The organism is Bradyrhizobium manausense (genome assembly GCF_018131105.1).
Taxonomy (GTDB): domain Bacteria; phylum Pseudomonadota; class Alphaproteobacteria; order Rhizobiales; family Xanthobacteraceae; genus Bradyrhizobium; species Bradyrhizobium manausense_B.
On the sequence record NZ_JAFCJI010000005.1, the window covers coordinates 138,211 to 153,451 of the forward strand.

The following is a 15,241-nucleotide window of genomic DNA, read 5'->3' on the forward strand; positions in this document are numbered from 1 at the left end:
GTCACACCCTAGTTCACCAGCACCGCACCGTCGCAGCGAACGCCCGAGACCCAGACATCGGCCTGGCCTACGCCGACCCCGAGCGTCGACAAGGTCGAGGCGACGAGTTGGTCGATCGAACCGGTCGATCCGGACAGGATTCCGGTGACCGCCGACGTCAGGCCCGGGATCGGAACACCGGCTCCGTTGACACTCAGTGACAGATCGCCGAGCAAACTTGATGTCAGCGACGAGGTGAAGTTGCGTGTGCTGACGGTCTTCGCCACTTGCGACTGAATATCGACATAGGTGAAATCGACCGAGGTCGGCGACGTATTCCCGATCGCCGCATGGGCGCGACCGGAGACGTTGATCCCGCCGACATTGACAAGCACGGCCGCAGGCGGATTCGGTTTGGTCGCGAAATTCGTCATGTCCGCCAGCGAGACATTGCCGATCCAGGCATCCACCAGCCCCGGCGTAACGCCCAGCGTCACTGTCGAGTTCGTTATATTCGCGTGATTGCACGAAATGGCGTTGAGCGTGGCCGTACCTTGGGCAATTTCGACATAAAGCGGCAGGTTGATCGCCGGAACGATGCCGCTGCCGCCGATCTGGACCGTGAGCAGGATCCGCGTCTGGGCGGTGTGAACGCTTGCACCTTGCGTGCCGACAGCGACCCAGCCCGAGCCGACGGGACGTTCGCCGACCGTCACCACCAGGCTGGCGGCGACGATGCCGGGCAGCCCCAAATTGACCGGAGCCGTGATCTGGTGCGTGCCGTTCGCGACTTCCGCCACCGCGGAAAGCAGGCTTAAGACCGACACGCTGACGCCGACCTTCGGCTTCTGGCCGGTGATCATCCCATTATAGGGCCCCAGATCGATCACCGAGCCAAGATTGATCCTGGTCGAGAGACTAGATACCGCCTGCGATATCTTGGACAGTGCGGTGGTGGCTGAACTGGGGCCGTTGGTCGCCTGCTGTGCCGCCAGAGCCGCGGCAACAACATCGGGCAATCTCGCATTGCCCGTCAGCAGATCGTTGTAGGTCACACTGGTGAGATTTGCACGGGTTGCCAGAGCCGAGAGAAAATCGAAAGCGTCGATCCTTGCATTGATCAGCGACTGGTAGTCCATCGCCGTCAGCGAAATGCTGGTCCCCAGCATGCCGCCCAGAATGGCGTTGAGGAGTCCTCCATTGATCGAAACCAGGCGCGACCCGATCGCGAAGGAAGCGAGGGCCGTGCTCGAAGCGGTCGCCTGGGTATTGATCGTGAACTGGCTGCTGCCGGTGATGTATCGTGCGAAGTAGAGCGGGGTCTGCGTCCTTAGCGTGACGCGCGCAGCATTTGCGGATCCCGCGGCGGGTGTCACGAAGCGCGCTTGTGGCGCCGCCGCCGGATTGGGCGTGTAGGTGCCGATATCCACGCCGACCAGCGAGTTGGCCGGGTAGTTGTTCTTCACCACCGTCGCGGACGCGGCATTGAACGCGTTGTTCAGATTGCTGGCAGCCACGATGGCGGCAAGGTCCGCGGCGCTCTGCGCCTTCCGCCTGTCGGCAAAGATCGATCCGACATCGACGCCGAGCGCGGTACACCCAATGACCAGGGTCATCAATCCCGCACCCATGATGGTGAAATTGCCCGACCGGTCCGTGATGAAGCGGCGAATTAGCGTCGTCGCCCACATGTCAGAACCCTCCATAGGGGATAACCGCCGATCGTGAGATCGACGGCGGCAACACAGGAACGAAGGGAAGCGTGAAGATGAAACTGGACGAAGCGTCGTAATTGACTGTCACGACATAGACGTTCGGATCGGAGCTCGACGGGGCCGCTACGACGTTCACTTTTGTCGCATCGAGCAGCGGATAATCGGCCACGCTGGTCGTGACGTAGGACTGGGCGAGGCTGTTGCGTTCCGTGTCGCTGAGGCCCGCGACCGACGTCCGTGCGGCTTCCGCCGCAAGCTGTTGAACGCCGTGGATCATCGCGAAATAGGAGCCGAACACCACGATGCCGAAAATCAACGTCAGAAAGATCGGGAGCATCATGGCGAATTCGACCGCCGTGGCTCCGCCCTCATGTCGTGTAAAGTGCATATGAGCCTGCCTCTTTTTCCCGAGCTTCTTCGAAAAGCTTGAGAGAGGCGCATTTACATTGTATGGACTGCCATGCACGTATTAGTTGAAGTCGCTATGTATGCGAATAGACATATAGATTCTGTTGATAGCATCGAAATTGAATACGGAAAGCGATGCAACGCCCGGCCCCTGTTTCGTAGAACCGCGAGACGTTGCGCTAAATCAAAAGAATGCGAGTCGATAGGGGAATAGATTTTTTTGATCTTGCCTGCCCGAAGGAGCCCGGATGCTTCGACAGCAGATACAAAACATTCCCATGGAGATCATGCGAACCGTCGTGGCGATCGCCGAGACGGGCAGCATGTCCAAAGCCGCAGACAAACTCAGCCTCAGCCAGCCCGCGATCAGCGCCCAGATCAAGCGACTACAGGGCCTCATCGGCGGTGAGCTCTTCACGCGAACGGCGAACGGGACCGCGCTGACCGAGCTCGGCAAGCTCGCACTTCAGCAAGCGCGCCGGATCATCGATGCCAACGACCAACTTCTCAGGTTGGGAGGATCGGACCGATCCTCCATGCGGCGGCTCGGCATCAGCCAGCTGCTCGCGCAAAGCCTGTTCGACGAATTCAGCCGGGAGAATCTCTCGGGCGTGTTCGTTTTCGCCGAGCATTCCAGCGAAATTCGACGCGGACTCCTCGAAGGATTCATCGATGTCGCGTGTCTGTTCTTGCTCGAGAGCTTCGGGCAAGAACTCGAAAACCGGATCGTCGGCGAATTTCAGTTCGAGACGAACTGGATCAAGGCGAGGGATTTCGTGGCGCGGCCCGGCGCACCGATCCCGATCATCACGCTCCCCGAAGACAATTGGATGATCGGGCCGCTGGACCGGAGCGGCATTGCCTACCGGATCGTGTTGCGAAGCTCGGATTCCGCTGTGCGCACGAGCGCCGTCCGCGCCGGCCTCGGCCTGTCCGCCATGCCGGGCGCACTGGCTGCCGCAGATCTCGTCAAGTCGAGAGACTATTATTTGCCCAAGCTGCCCCCGTCGCGCGCGGTCGTCTGCGTTCGCGACGGGTTGGACGATTCCGATGTGAAACAGCTCACGAAGCGGCTGTCCGGGCTTCTGGCCAATCTCAGCGTCGACAGGAGTCTGCAAAGGGACGACGTTTCACGCGGTTAGCCGCCGTTACGTCGCCCCCGGGGACGTCAGTTCGACGGTTCGCCCGCGTCCATGTCACCCGCCTCGCGCTGGCCGCTCAGCCAGAGTGCGAGCAGGGTCCAGAACGCGCCTGACAGCAGGTACGCACCCGAGGCGATGACGCCGAGATTGGTGGCGAGCAGCAGCGCGACCAGCGGAGCAAAGCCGGCGCCGAACAACCAGGCCATGTCGGAGGTCAGCGCCGAGGCGGTGTAGCGATAGGCCTGCTTGAAGTTGGAGGCGATCGCGCCCGAGGACTGGCCGAAGGAGAGGCCGAGCAGGATGAAGCCGATCACCATGTAGATGGTCTCACCGAACGTGCCGGCGTCGAGCAACTGCGGAGCGAAGCCGCTGTAGATCGCGATCGCGATCGCCGATCCCATCAGCAGCGATTTGCGACCGACCCGGTCGGCGATGATGCCGGAGGTCACGATCGCGGCGACGCCGAACACGGCAGCGACGATCTCGATGATCAAGAAGCGCACCGGGCTTTCGCGGGTGAACAGAAACACCCAGGACAGCGGAAACACCGTGACCATGTGAAACAGCGCGAAGCTCGCGAGCGGCGCGAACGCACCGAGCATGATGTTCTGGCCTTCGCGGGCAACCGTGTCGGAGATGCGCGCGGGCTGCAGTTCACGGGTCTCGAACAGCGAGGAATATTCCTCCGTCGTCACCATGCGCAGGCGCGCGAACAGCGCCACGACGTTGATGGCGAAGGCGACGAAGAACGGATAGCGCCAGCCCCAGTCGAAGAAATCGTCGGCCGAGAGGTTGCCGGCGAAATAGGCGAACAGCGCGCTGGCGACGATCAGGCCGAGCGGGGCGCCGAGCTGCGGCACCATCGCGTACCAGCCACGCTTGGAGGCCGGCGCGTTCAGCGCCAGCAGCGAGGCCATACCGTCCCAGGCACCACCCCAGGCCAGACCCTGCGCGAGACGCGCCAGCGCCAGCAGCCAGATCGCGGCAGCGCCGATGTCCTGATAGCCGGGCAGGAACGCCAGCGCCACGGTCGCGGTGCCAAGCAGGAACAGCGCCGAGACCAGCTTGGCCGTCTTGCCGTACTCCCGGTCGACCGTCATGAAAATGACGGTTCCGATCGGCCGGGCGATGAACGCCAGCGCGAAGATCATGAATGAATAGAGGGTGCCGGTCAGTTCGCTGGTGAACGGGAAAACCAGGCGCGGGAACACGATCACCGAGGCGATCGCGTAAACGAAAAAGTCGAAGAATTCCGAGGTGCGGCCGATGATGACGCCGATGGCGATCTCGCCGGGACTGGCCTGGTCATGGCCGTGCTCGCCCGAGTGGAGATCTACCATTGCGGGGGTCTGTGCCGTCGCCATGCGTGCGCCCTAACGTCCTGAAAACCAAAGCCGACCACCCGGCGGGACGCCAGGAAATCCGGACCTGTTTGACCCAACATCCCGCACTGCAACATTGGACAAATTGTCCAATGTCCGAATTGCTGCGCCGCAGCTACCCATTGGCCCCGCAAAGGAAACTCATTCTCAAAGGCTCGGCCCGTGTCCCGTCTCAAGATCCTGGCGCTGCTACCTCTGGCAATTGCGCTCAGCGGCTGCAACTACGTCGTGCTGGCGCCGGCCGGCGATATCGCAGCGCAACAGCGCGACCTCGTCATCATCTCCACCGTCCTGATGCTCCTGATCGTCGTCCCCGTGATGGCGCTGACGGTGCTGTTCGCTTGGCGCTACCGCCAGTCCAACACCTCGGCCCGCTACGAGCCGGAATGGGACCATTCGACCAGCCTCGAACTGGTGATCTGGTCGGCGCCGCTGCTGATCATCGTTTGCCTGGGCGCGCTGACCTGGATGGGCACGCATCTGCTCGACCCCTATCGCACGCTCGGCCGCATCCATGCCGACCGCGCGATCGACCAGTCCAAGGCTCCGCTCGAGGTCGATGTCGTCGCGCTCGACTGGAAGTGGCTCTTTATCTATCCCGACTACGGCATCGCCACCGTCAACGATCTCGCAGCGCCCGTCGATCGCCCGATCAATTTCCGCATCACCGCCTCCTCGGTGATGAACTCGTTCTACATCCCCGCCCTCGCCGGCCAGATCTATGCGATGCCGGGCATGGAGACCAAGCTCCACGCCGTCGTGAACCACGCCGGCACGTACAAGGGTTTTTCGGCGAACTACAGCGGTGCCGGCTTCTCCGGCATGCACTTCAACTTCCAGGGCCTCGACGACAAGGGCTTTGACGCCTGGGTCGCGCAGGCCAAATCGGCCGGCGGATCGCTCGGCCGCACTGAATATCTCCAGCTCGAAAAGCCGAGCGAGAACGAACCGGTGCGCCGCTGGGGCACCATCGATTCCGATCTCTACCGCCTGATCCTCAACATGTGCGTCGAGACCGGCAAGATGTGCCAGAGCGAGATGATGGCGATCGACGCCAAGGGCGGCAACGGCCATGAGGGTCTGAACAACACCCTTCCGCTCTCCTACGACAAATATGCCCGTCGCGGCACCGCGTTCGGTCCCGAGCCGAGCTTCGTCGCCGGCACCTGCACGCCGGATGCACCACAAGGCCAGACCACGGCTTCGATCAAGGCCCCGCTCGATACCGCGCCGCTGCTCGGGGCGGGCCTGAAGCGTCCGACCTTCACGCCGCTGAAGTCCTCGTCCTTCTTCCTGGGACAACGTCCCAAGTCGGACTCCTGAAGTCAGACTCCTAAAGAGAGCTCGCATGTCTCCTGATCTTCTCAAGCTCATCTTCGGCCGTCTCGGCATCGATTCGCTGCCGCTGCACGAGCCGATCCTCGTCGGCACCTTCGCAGTGGTCGCACTCGGCGGCGTCACGCTGCTCGCCGGCCTGACCTATTTCCGTCTCTGGGGTTATCTCTGGCGCGAATGGTTCACCAGCGTGGACCACAAGCGCATCGGCGTCATGTACATGATCCTCGGCATCGTGATGCTGCTGCGTGGCTTCGCCGACGCGCTGATGATGCGCGCGCAACAGGCGCTCGCATTCAACGGCTCCGAAGGCTTCCTCCCGGCCCATCATTACGACCAGGTCTTCACCGCCCACGGCGTGATCATGATCTTCTTCGTGGCGATGCCGCTGGTGACGGGCCTGATGAACTTCGTGGTGCCGCTGCAGATCGGCGCGCGCGACGTGTCGTTCCCGTTCCTGAACAATTTCAGCTTCTGGATGACGGTCGGCGGTGCGGTGCTGGTGATGCTCTCGCTGTTCATCGGTGAATTCGCCCGCACCGGCTGGCTGGCTTATCCGCCGCTGTCCAACATCGGCTACAGTCCAGACGTCGGCGTCGACTATTACATATGGGGATTGCAGGTCGCCGGCGTCGGAACGACGCTATCCGGCATCAACCTGATCTGCACCATCGTCAAGCTGCGTTGCCCCGGCATGACCATGATGCGGATGCCGGTGTTCACCTGGACCTCGCTCTGCACCAACATCCTGATCGTCGCCTCCTTCCCGGTCCTGACCGTGGTGCTCGCGCTGCTCTCGCTCGATCGCTACGTCGGCACCAACTTCTTCACGAACGATTTCGGCGGCAGCCCGATGATGTACGTGAACCTGATCTGGATCTGGGGCCACCCTGAAGTCTACATCCTGGTTCTCCCGGCCTTCGGCATCTTCTCGGAAGTAACCTCGACGTTCTCCGGCAAGCGGCTGTTCGGCTACACCTCGATGGTTTACGCCACGGTCGTCATCACCATCCTGTCGTACCTGGTCTGGCTGCACCACTTCTTCACGATGGGCTCGGGCGCCAGCGTCAACTCGTTCTTCGGCATCACCACGATGATCATCTCGATCCCGACGGGCGCGAAGATGTTCAACTGGCTGTTCACGATGTATCGCGGCCGTATCCGCTACGAGCTGCCGATGCTGTGGACCATCGCCTTCATGCTGACCTTCGTGCTCGGCGGCATGACCGGCGTGCTGCTCGCAGTGCCACCGGCCGACTTCGTCCTGCACAACAGCCTGTTCCTGATCGCGCACTTCCACAACGTGATCATCGGCGGCGTGGTGTTCGGCGCATTCGCCGGCATCAACTACTGGTTCCCCAAGGCGTTCGGCTTCAGGCTCGATCCGTTCTGGGGCAAGCTGTCGTTCTGGTTCTGGGTCACCGGATTCTACATGGCCTTCATGCCGCTCTATGTGCTCGGCCTGATGGGCGTGACCCGCCGCCTGCGCGTGTTCGACGATCCCTCGCTCCAGATCTGGTTCGTCATCGCCGCCATCGGCGCCGGCCTCGTCTTTCTCGGCATCCTCTCGATGCTGATGCAGTTCGCGGTCAGCTTCCTCAAGCGCGAGCAGCTCAAGGACGTCACCGGCGATCCCTGGGATGCGCGCACGCTGGAATGGGCGACCTCCTCGCCGCCGCCGGACTACAACTTCGCCTTCACCCCCGTCGTTCACGACAACGACGCGTGGTGGGACATGAAGAAGCGCGGCTACCAGCGCCCGCTGACCGGATTCAAGCCGATCCATATGCCCAGCAGCACCGGCACCGGCATCATCCTCGCCGGCTTCGCCACTGCGATGGGCTTCGGTCTGATCTGGTACATCTGGTGGCTGGCGGCTGCGAGCTTCATCGCGATGCTCGTCGTCGGGATCGGTCACACCTTCAACTATCATCGCGACTTCGACATTCCGGCTGACGACGTCATCCGGGCCGAGGACGCGCGCACCAAACTGCTCGCCGGAGCCCAGTAAATGACTGTCGCCGTCAACCCCGCCCAGACCGGCGAGCCGGTCTTCTATCTCGCCGACGAGCATCCGCATCCGGAAGGCTACAGCACCTCGCTCGGCTTCTGGATCTATCTGATGAGCGATTGTCTCATCTTCGCGATGCTGTTCGCCACCTTCGGCGTGCTCGGTGCCAACTACGCTGCCGGGCCCGCGCCGAAGGATTTGTTCGACCTCGACCTGGTCGCGGTGAACACCTCGATGCTGCTGCTGTCCTCGATCACTTACGGTTTTGCCATGCTGACGATGCAGCAGAACAAGATCGCGCAGACACAGATGTGGCTCCTGATCACTGGCCTGTTCGGCGCCGCCTTCATCGGCATCGAGCTCACCGAGTTCGCCCACATGATCCATGAAGGCGCCACGCCGCAGCGCAGCGCCTTCCTGTCCGCCTTCTTCACCCTGGTCGGGACCCATGGCCTGCACGTCTCCTGCGGCCTGATCTGGCTGGTGACCTTGATGGTGCAGGTCTGGCATTACGGCCTGATCGAGGCCAACCGCCGTCGCCTGATGTGCCTGTCGATGTTCTGGCACTTCCTCGACGTGGTCTGGATCGGCGTCTTCACCTTCGTCTATCTCTTGGGAGTTCTGCGATGAACACCGACATCCACGCCGCCCACGCGGACGACCATCACCACGATGCCGGCCACGCTCACAGCACGTTCTCGGGCTACATGCTCGGTTTCGTGCTCTCGGTGGTGCTCACCGCAATCCCGTTCTGGCTGGTGATGAGCGGTACGCTGCCGAGCAAGCAGATCACGGCGCTGGTCATCATGGCCTTCGCGGTCGTGCAGATCGTCGTGCACATGATCTACTTCCTGCACATGAGTCCGAAGTCCGAGAACGGCTGGAGCATGATGGCCCTGATCTTCACCATCGTGATGGTGGTCATCGCGCTGTCAGGTTCGCTGTGGGTGATGAATCACCTCAACAGCAACATGATGCCGATCCACGAGATGACGGGAATGAAGTGAGCCATCTCGTGAGACCAGAGGATAGCGAACCGCGCGGCCACGCAGGAGCCGCGCGCCCGCACCTGTGGCTCACGGCTCTCTCGCTCGCCACATTCGTTGCCTTGATGGCCCTCGGCATCTGGCAGGTCGAACGACGCGCCTGGAAGCTGGCGCTCATCGACCGCGTTGAGCAGCGCGTCCATGCGCCGGCGCGGCCGATTCCCGCACCCGCTTCATGGGCTACGGTCTCCGCCGCCAACGACGAATACCGGCATGTCAGCGTCTCCGGCCGCTTCCTGCATGACCGCGAAACACTGGTTCAGGCGGTCACTGAGGAAGGCCCCGGCTATTGGGTGCTGACGCCGCTCCGACGCAACGACGGCACGACGGTCCTGATCAACCGCGGTTTCGTGCCGTCCGAGCGGCGCGATGCATCGACGCGACAGAACGCCAATCCCGACGGCCAGGTCGAGATTAGCGGCCTCTTGCGCATCACCGAGCCGAAGGGTGGTTTCCTCAGGGACAACGTACCTCAGCACAACCGCTGGTACTCGCGGGATGTCGCCGCGATCGCGGCCGCGCGCGATCTCCAGAACGTCGCGCCTTTCTTTGTCGATGCCGATGCCGGATCACAATCCGCCGGCGGTCCTATCGGCGGATTGACCGTGGTCCGCTTTCCCAATAACCACCTGATCTACGCGCTGACTTGGTTTGCCCTGGCTTTCATGCTGGCCGGTAAACTTCTCGTCACATTCGGCGGCGGGCTGTTCCGCCGCAAACGCTTCGTCCACGAACCGGCCGGTGGCTCCGATGCCCCCGTCCGCATGACGGGATCAGATGCTGGAACGATCGTCGAACCGACCTGACGACGGGAATACTTACGGCGAGCTCGCGGTCACGCTGCAATCGCAGGCGGACGCGCGCGGCGAGCTGATCGGCGCGGCCCCCACCGACGACGAGACCAATCGCAAGAACATGGCGCTGCTGATCCAGCTGCGCTGGACAGCGGTAGTCGGTCAGATCGTGACCATTGGCGGTGTGCATTTCTGGCTTGGCATTCCCCTGCCATTGTCTCGTATGGGCGCGGTGATCGGCGCGCTGGTGCTACTCAATGTCTCGAGCCTGGTCTGGGTGCGCCATCGCGCCGCCATCACCAACAACGAGCTCCTGGTCGCGCTGATGCTCGACGTCGCGGCGCTGACCGCGCAGCTTTACCTGAGCGGCGGAGCCACCAATCCCTTCACTTCGCTGTTCCTGCTCCAGGTCACGCTTGGCGCGGTGCTGCTCGATGCCCGCTCGACCTGGTCGCTGGTGGCGTTGACCTGCGCAAGCTTTGTGTGGCTCACGATGGCTTACCGGCCGCTCGAGCTGCCGCCGAACCCGCTGAGCGAGACCTACACTCTCACCGTGACCGGCATGCTGCTCGGCTTCGTCCTCAACGCCGTGCTGCTGGTCGTGTTCGTCACCCGCATCAACAGGAACTTGCGCCAGCGCGACGCCCATCTGGCGGCGCTGCGCCAGCACGCCGCCGAACAGGATCACATCGTTCGCATGGGGGTGCTCGCTTCCGGCGCGGCGCATGAGCTCGGCACGCCACTCGCTTCGCTCTCCGTCATCCTGAGCGACTGGCGCCGCATGCCCGATCTCGCCGCCGACCAGGAACTGGCCGAGGACCTCACCGAGATGGAGACCTCGCTGCAACGCTGCAAGTCCATCGTGACGGGCATCCTGGTGTCGGCCGGCGAAGCGCGCGGCGAGGGATCGTCGCCGACGACGGTGACGGCCTTCGTCACCGCGCTGGTCGATGAATGGCGTGATGCCCGTTCGGCGCGGACGCTCTATTTCGTCAACACCTTCGGGGAGGATGTCGCGATCGTCTCCGACATTGCGCTCAAGCAGGTGATCTTCAACGTGCTCGACAACGCCTATGAGGTCTCGCGCGACTGGGTCGAACTGGTCGCCGAACGCGAAGGCGACAATCTCGTGCTGGCAATCAGCGACCGGGGCCCGGGCTTCGCGCCGGAAATGCTGGCGCAGCTCGGAAAGCCCTATCAGTCGAGCAAGGGCCGCGCCGGCGGCGGGCTCGGCCTGTTCCTGGTGGTGAACGTGGTGCGCAAGTTGGGCGGCAGGGTAACCGCCGAGAACCACAGAAAGCGCGGCGCCACCGTCCGCTTGACACTGCCACTCGCCACGCTCGCGATCGGAGGCAGCTTTGACACCTGACCGTTCGCTCATCGTCGTCGAGGACGACGAAGGTTTTGCGCGCACGCTGAAGCGCTCATTCGAGCGCCGCGGCTACGAGGTCGTGCTTGCCGCCTCGATCGAGGAGGTCCGGAAGGTTCTGGGGGACCGATCCTTCGGCTACGCCGTGGTCGACCTCAAGCTCGGTGGCGCCTCCGGGCTTGCCTGCGTCGAGCTGCTGCATGCACATGACGAGGAGATGCTGATCGTGGTGCTGACGGGCTTTGCCAGCATCTCGACCGCGGTGGAGGCCATCAAGCTCGGCGCCTGCCACTACCTCGCCAAGCCTTCCAACACCGATGATATCGAAGCCGCCTTCACCAAGGCCGAAGGCAACGCCGACGTCGCGCTGGACACGCGGCCGACCTCGATCAAGACGCTGGAATGGGAGCGCATCCACCAGACATTGATCGAGACGGATTTCAACATTTCGGAGGCCGCAAGGCGGCTGGGCATGCATCGCCGCACGCTGGCGAGGAAACTCGAGAAGCGGCCGGTGAAGTAGGCAAGGCTTGCGCGGGGCAAATTGTCCGGCGTGGCGGATGACCTCGCAGACAGCCGCCGCTAAGCTGCCGGTCGCAGCGGCTCATTGCCGTCGCTGTGCTGCAAGCGCCTTAGCGAGGAGCTCCCCGTGACGATGCTTATCGATCGGTTCAACTGGTCCGCGGCACTTTCGCCCGCGCGAAACCAGCGCGACGCCGAAACGGTTCAATTCGCAAAGACCGCGCTTGCATCCGCCAAGCGCGAAGGCCTGCAACTCGCGGTGCGGGCGCGCCATGTCGCCCTCGCCGTCATCGCCTGCCTGCTCATCGTGATCAATCCCGTCTGGGAGCAACTTTACTACGTGGTGCTGCTCGGCCTGTTCGCTCTGATCGGCTGGGCCCAGGTCAGGGTTGGGCGAGTAGGCGTGTCACGGTCGGAGTTGGCGCTCATGTTTTGCGACCTGGCGTTGCTCACGTTCATCATCGTGGTCCCGAATCCGTTCGCGACCACGCACTGGCCGGTCGCAATGCAGTACCATTTCGGTAACTTCATCTATTTCTTCGTCCTGCTCGCAGGCGCTGTACTGGCCTATTCCTGGAGAACCGTAATTGCGGTCGGAACGTGGACCGCCTTGCTCTGGATGATCGGTATGGCCTGGGTGTGGTGGCAACCCGATCGCAATCCTGCGCTGACTGCCAGCATCGCAGCCGCGGTGGGTAGCGATCACCGGTTGTTTGCGCTGATATCGCCCGATGCCATCGAATTCGGCGTTCGCATCCAGGAGATCGTCGTCTTCATGATCGTCGCCGCGACCTTGGCTCTCGCGGTCCGCCGCAGCAACGACCTGTTGATCAGGCATGCCGCGGTTGAGCGAGAACGCGGCAATCTTGCGCGCTACTTCTCACCGAATGTCGTGACGGAATTATCGAAGCAGGACGAGCCGCTGAAGCAGGTGCGGACGCAAAACGTCGCGGTGCTGTTCGTCGACATCGTCGGGTTCACGGCGTTTGCCGATACGCGAACGCCGGAGGAGGTCGTGCGGACGTTGCGCGAGTTCCACGGATCGATGGAGCAGGAGGTGTTTCGCCACAGCGGCACGCTCGACAAATATCTCGGTGACGGATTGATGGCGACGTTCGGAACCCCTTTCAACGGGGCGCACGACGCCAGCAATGCGCTTCGGTGCGCCCAGGCAATGATCACCGCGGCGGACGATTGGAACGAGCGAAGAAGTGCAGCCGGTGAGCCGCCACTGCGAGTGAGCTTTGGCCTGCATTACGGGCCGGCGGTGCTTGGCGATCTCGGGAAGACCTGTTTGGAATTTGCAGTGATCGGTGCGACCGTCAATGCCGCAAGTCGCCTCGAGGCATTGACCCGAATGCTTGATTGCGCGCTGGTGGCCAGCGACGATCTCGTCAGCCGTGCAAAGGCCGAGCTTGGCGGCGCGGCCGAAACGTTCCGGCCACTCACCGCGCGGGAGCCGCAGGCCATCCGCGGGATTCAGCAACCGATCCTGATCTGGACCCAGCCGCGCGGCTCGTAGCGCGCCGCTCAACCTAAACCGCTGCGATGTCGGGACATCCAAAACAAAAAGCCCGGCCGATCGGCCGGGCTTTGATTGCTTGCGATCGACGCTACGAGGCGCTTACGCGGCCTCGTCGGCGACGGTGCTGCCGTCGCCATCGGTCTCGTCGGTGTCGCCGTCGGCATCCGTATCGCCCTCGCCTTCGGCGGCTTCTGCCTTGGCGTTGCGGCGCGGGCTCTTGGCGAGCTGGGCCTCGATCTCCTTGACCGCTTCGGTCTCGGTCGAGTGCTGCACCACCGCGATCTCGCGGGACAGACGATCAAGCGCCGCTTCATAGAGCTGACGTTCAGAGTACGACTGCTCCGGCTGCGACTCGGAACGATAGAGGTCGCGCACGACTTCCGCGATCGCGACGATGTCGCCCGAATTGATCTTCGCTTCGTATTCCTGGGCGCGGCGCGACCACATGGTGCGCTTGACGCGGGCGCGACCCTTGAGGGTCTCGAGCGCCTTCTTCACCAGCGCGGGCTCGGACAGCTTGCGCATGCCGACGTTGGCGACCTTCGCGGTCGGAACGCGCAGCGTCATCTTGTCCTTGATGAAGTTGATGACGAACAGTTCGAGCTTCGCGCCGGCGATCTCCTGCTCCTCGATGGCCAGGATCTGGCCGACGCCGTGAGCGGGATAGACGACGAATTCATTGGCTTTGAAGCCCTGACGCTGGGTCACGACCTTCTTTTCCTCGACCTTCGGCGCGGGCGCGGCGGCCTTCACAGCCGGCTTGGCCGCAACAACGGGGGCCTTGGCAGGGGCGGCAGGAGCAGAGGCCTTCGGAGCAACGGGCTTGGCAGCGGGAGCCTTGGCAGCAGCAGGCTTGGCAACGGTCGCTTTCGCGGCCGGTTTGGCAGTCTTGTTAGGCATTGCGCTTCTTTTGTTCTTCGAGGACTTTGCAGCCGGCGGCGCCTTGGCAGCGGCCCGACCCTTGGATGCGCTACGGCTGGCCGCGGCGACTTTTTTGGCCTCCTTATGGGAAGCCCTCGCTGAAGTACTCTTTTTACGCGTTTTCTGTGACACAGCCTGCGCGCGGAAACTGCCACGCCCCTGTTCGACATTTGGTTTCACGGGAACCCAACGGGGCCAACTGGGCTGACGGGGGTTCAGCTTAATGTGCCCAATATAGCACATTTCCCGCAAAAATCAATGATTTAGGGGTCTTGAGGGCTGGTTTTCGACGCTGACGACGGTATTAGGGTTAAGTTTACGCCGGAATTTAGTCTCCGGAGCCGGGGTTCGGAGAAAAATATTTCTCGAACTTCCCTTCCATGCCGTCGAATTCCTTGGCGTCCTCGGGTGATTCTTTCTTCTGGGTGATGTTCGGCCAGCTCTTGGCGTACTGGGTGTTCACTTCCAGCCACTTTTCCAGGCCCGGTTCCGTGTCCGGCTTGATGGCGTCGGCGGGGCATTCCGGCTCGCACACGCCGCAATCGATGCACTCGTCCGGGTGGATGACGAGCATGTTGTCACCCTCGTAGAAGCAGTCGACCGGGCAGACCTCGACGCAGTCGGTGTACTTGCACTTGATGCAGTTTTCAGTGACGACGTAAGTCATCCAACGCTCCGAAAAGCTCTTTTAAAAGTCGCGGCTTGCGTAGCGCGGATGGCCCCGCGCTGCAAGGTCGGGAAGCCCCGATCATGACGGCTTTATGTGGTTGATCGACCAAGAAATGAATGCGAAGCGCAACTAATTGCGCTTTACGTCGCCGAGCTCTTCGCGCCGAGCTCCTCGTAGAGCACGCGCGCCGAAGCCGCATCGCCGCGGCGCTCGCTGAAATCAATCACCTTCAACACGCGCACCGTGCGATCGAGCGCGACGGTGATGACGTCGCCGATCTTGATCGCGTGCCCCGGCGACTTCTCGCGCGTGCCGTTGATCCGGACGTGTCCGGACTCGACGAGTTCAGCCGCTGAGGTGCGCGCCTTCACGACCCGCGCGTGCCACAGCCATTTGTCGAGGCGCTGCCGCTCGGTGGTCGT

Annotated in this window: 14 protein-coding genes and 1 pseudogene; 9 read left to right on the top strand and 6 right to left on the bottom strand. The window is 62.6% G+C overall.

Annotated features, from left to right (window positions below; all coding sequences use genetic code 11):
• Positions 1 to 8: 8 nt before the first annotated feature.
• Both JQ631_RS29765 and JQ631_RS29770 read right to left on the bottom strand, forming a co-directional pair.
• On the bottom strand, positions 9 to 1,670 hold the full coding sequence (locus tag JQ631_RS29765) for a pilus assembly protein TadG-related protein (RefSeq protein WP_249161242.1): 1,662 nt from the start codon (positions 1,668 to 1,670) through the stop codon (positions 9 to 11).
• A 1-nt stretch (position 1,671) separates the two neighbouring features.
• Positions 1,672 to 2,082: a TadE/TadG family type IV pilus assembly protein gene (locus JQ631_RS29770; protein WP_212333036.1), complete on the bottom strand. Its 411-nt coding sequence runs from the start codon at positions 2,080 to 2,082 to the stop codon at positions 1,672 to 1,674.
• A gap of 319 nt (positions 2,083 to 2,401) precedes the next feature.
• On the opposite strand from JQ631_RS29770, the gene JQ631_RS29775 reads away from it, so the two are divergent.
• Positions 2,402 to 3,244 carry a LysR family transcriptional regulator gene (locus JQ631_RS29775; RefSeq protein ID WP_349645029.1) on the top strand — a complete coding sequence of 281 codons (843 nt, stop codon included), beginning with the start codon at positions 2,402 to 2,404 and terminating at the stop codon, positions 3,242 to 3,244.
• Between the two features lie 26 nt (positions 3,245 to 3,270).
• On the opposite strand, the gene JQ631_RS29780 is transcribed toward JQ631_RS29775, so the two are convergent.
• A complete protein-coding gene (locus tag JQ631_RS29780; RefSeq protein WP_212333040.1) occupies positions 3,271 to 4,608 on the bottom strand; it encodes an MFS transporter in 1,338 nt (445 codons plus the stop codon).
• Positions 4,609 to 4,788: 180 nt separating this feature from the next.
• Here JQ631_RS29780 and cyoA point away from each other — a divergent pair, with 180 nt between their 5' ends.
• The 8 genes from cyoA (at position 4,789) to JQ631_RS29820 (ending at position 13,225) form a co-directional block, all read left to right on the top strand.
• Positions 4,789 to 5,949: a ubiquinol oxidase subunit II gene (cyoA, locus tag JQ631_RS29785; protein WP_212333042.1), complete on the top strand. Its 1,161-nt coding sequence runs from the start codon at positions 4,789 to 4,791 to the stop codon at positions 5,947 to 5,949.
• Positions 5,950 to 5,974: 25 nt separating this feature from the next.
• Positions 5,975 to 7,972 (top strand): cytochrome o ubiquinol oxidase subunit I, encoded by a 1,998-nt coding sequence (gene cyoB / locus JQ631_RS29790; protein ID WP_212333044.1) that lies wholly within the window; start codon positions 5,975 to 5,977, stop codon positions 7,970 to 7,972.
• A complete protein-coding gene (gene cyoC, locus JQ631_RS29795; RefSeq protein WP_212333046.1) occupies positions 7,973 to 8,602 on the top strand; it encodes a cytochrome o ubiquinol oxidase subunit III in 630 nt (209 codons plus the stop codon).
• The gene (cyoD, locus tag JQ631_RS29800) at positions 8,599 to 8,979 is read left to right on the top strand and encodes a cytochrome o ubiquinol oxidase subunit IV (protein WP_212333048.1); all 381 of its coding nucleotides are present in this window, start codon (positions 8,599 to 8,601) and stop codon (positions 8,977 to 8,979) included. Before cyoC ends, cyoD begins: the two co-directional genes overlap by 4 nt.
• A gap of 8 nt (positions 8,980 to 8,987) precedes the next feature.
• On the top strand, positions 8,988 to 9,824 hold the full coding sequence (locus JQ631_RS29805; protein WP_349645030.1) for an SURF1 family protein: 837 nt from the start codon (positions 8,988 to 8,990) through the stop codon (positions 9,822 to 9,824).
• The gene (locus tag JQ631_RS29810) at positions 9,796 to 11,181 is read left to right on the top strand and encodes an ATP-binding protein (protein WP_212333050.1); all 1,386 of its coding nucleotides are present in this window, start codon (positions 9,796 to 9,798) and stop codon (positions 11,179 to 11,181) included. The genes JQ631_RS29805 and JQ631_RS29810 overlap by 29 nt, the downstream gene beginning before the upstream one ends.
• On the top strand, positions 11,171 to 11,704 hold the full coding sequence (locus JQ631_RS29815) for a response regulator transcription factor (protein ID WP_212333052.1): 534 nt from the start codon (positions 11,171 to 11,173) through the stop codon (positions 11,702 to 11,704). Before JQ631_RS29810 ends, JQ631_RS29815 begins: the two co-directional genes overlap by 11 nt.
• 132 nt (positions 11,705 to 11,836) lie before the next feature.
• Complete coding sequence (locus JQ631_RS29820) at positions 11,837 to 13,225, top strand: adenylate/guanylate cyclase domain-containing protein (protein WP_249161272.1); 1,389 nt, start codon at positions 11,837 to 11,839, stop codon at positions 13,223 to 13,225.
• A 102-nt stretch (positions 13,226 to 13,327) separates the two neighbouring features.
• Here the strand turns inward: JQ631_RS29820 and JQ631_RS29825 are convergent, their stop codons facing one another.
• The 3 genes and pseudogenes from JQ631_RS29825 to JQ631_RS29835 form a co-directional block, all read right to left on the bottom strand.
• The gene (locus JQ631_RS29825) at positions 13,328 to 14,128 is read right to left on the bottom strand and encodes a CarD family transcriptional regulator (RefSeq protein ID WP_212333057.1); all 801 of its coding nucleotides are present in this window, start codon (positions 14,126 to 14,128) and stop codon (positions 13,328 to 13,330) included.
• A gap of 349 nt (positions 14,129 to 14,477) precedes the next feature.
• Positions 14,478 to 14,816, bottom strand: coding sequence for a ferredoxin FdxA (fdxA, locus tag JQ631_RS29830; RefSeq protein ID WP_212333058.1), 339 nt, complete (start codon positions 14,814 to 14,816; stop codon positions 14,478 to 14,480).
• 143 nt (positions 14,817 to 14,959) lie between these two features.
• Positions 14,960 to 15,232, bottom strand: a pseudogene (locus JQ631_RS29835) (RNA-binding S4 domain-containing protein); the annotation flags it as partial.
• Positions 15,233 to 15,241 lie beyond the last annotated feature (9 nt).

Excerpts from the sequence above, each read along its gene's own strand:
- JQ631_RS29770 (WP_212333036.1), bottom strand. The coding sequence starts at position 2,082 with ATGCACTTTACACGACATGAGGGCGGAGCCACGGCGGTCGAATTCGCC.
- JQ631_RS29825 (WP_212333057.1), bottom strand. The coding sequence starts at position 14,128 with ATGCCTAACAAGACTGCCAAACCGGCCGCGAAAGCGACCGTTGCCAAG.
- fdxA (WP_212333058.1), bottom strand. The coding sequence starts at position 14,816 with ATGACTTACGTCGTCACTGAAAACTGCATCAAGTGCAAGTACACCGAC.
- JQ631_RS29810 (WP_212333050.1), top strand. The coding sequence starts at position 9,796 with ATGCTGGAACGATCGTCGAACCGACCTGACGACGGGAATACTTACGGC.
- cyoD (WP_212333048.1), top strand. The coding sequence starts at position 8,599 with ATGAACACCGACATCCACGCCGCCCACGCGGACGACCATCACCACGAT.
- JQ631_RS29765 (WP_249161242.1), bottom strand. The coding sequence starts at position 1,670 with ATGTGGGCGACGACGCTAATTCGCCGCTTCATCACGGACCGGTCGGGC.
- JQ631_RS29820 (WP_249161272.1), top strand. The coding sequence starts at position 11,837 with ATGCTTATCGATCGGTTCAACTGGTCCGCGGCACTTTCGCCCGCGCGA.
- JQ631_RS29780 (WP_212333040.1), bottom strand. The coding sequence starts at position 4,608 with ATGGCGACGGCACAGACCCCCGCAATGGTAGATCTCCACTCGGGCGAG.
- cyoB (WP_212333044.1), top strand. The coding sequence starts at position 5,975 with ATGTCTCCTGATCTTCTCAAGCTCATCTTCGGCCGTCTCGGCATCGAT.
- cyoC (WP_212333046.1), top strand. The coding sequence starts at position 7,973 with ATGACTGTCGCCGTCAACCCCGCCCAGACCGGCGAGCCGGTCTTCTAT.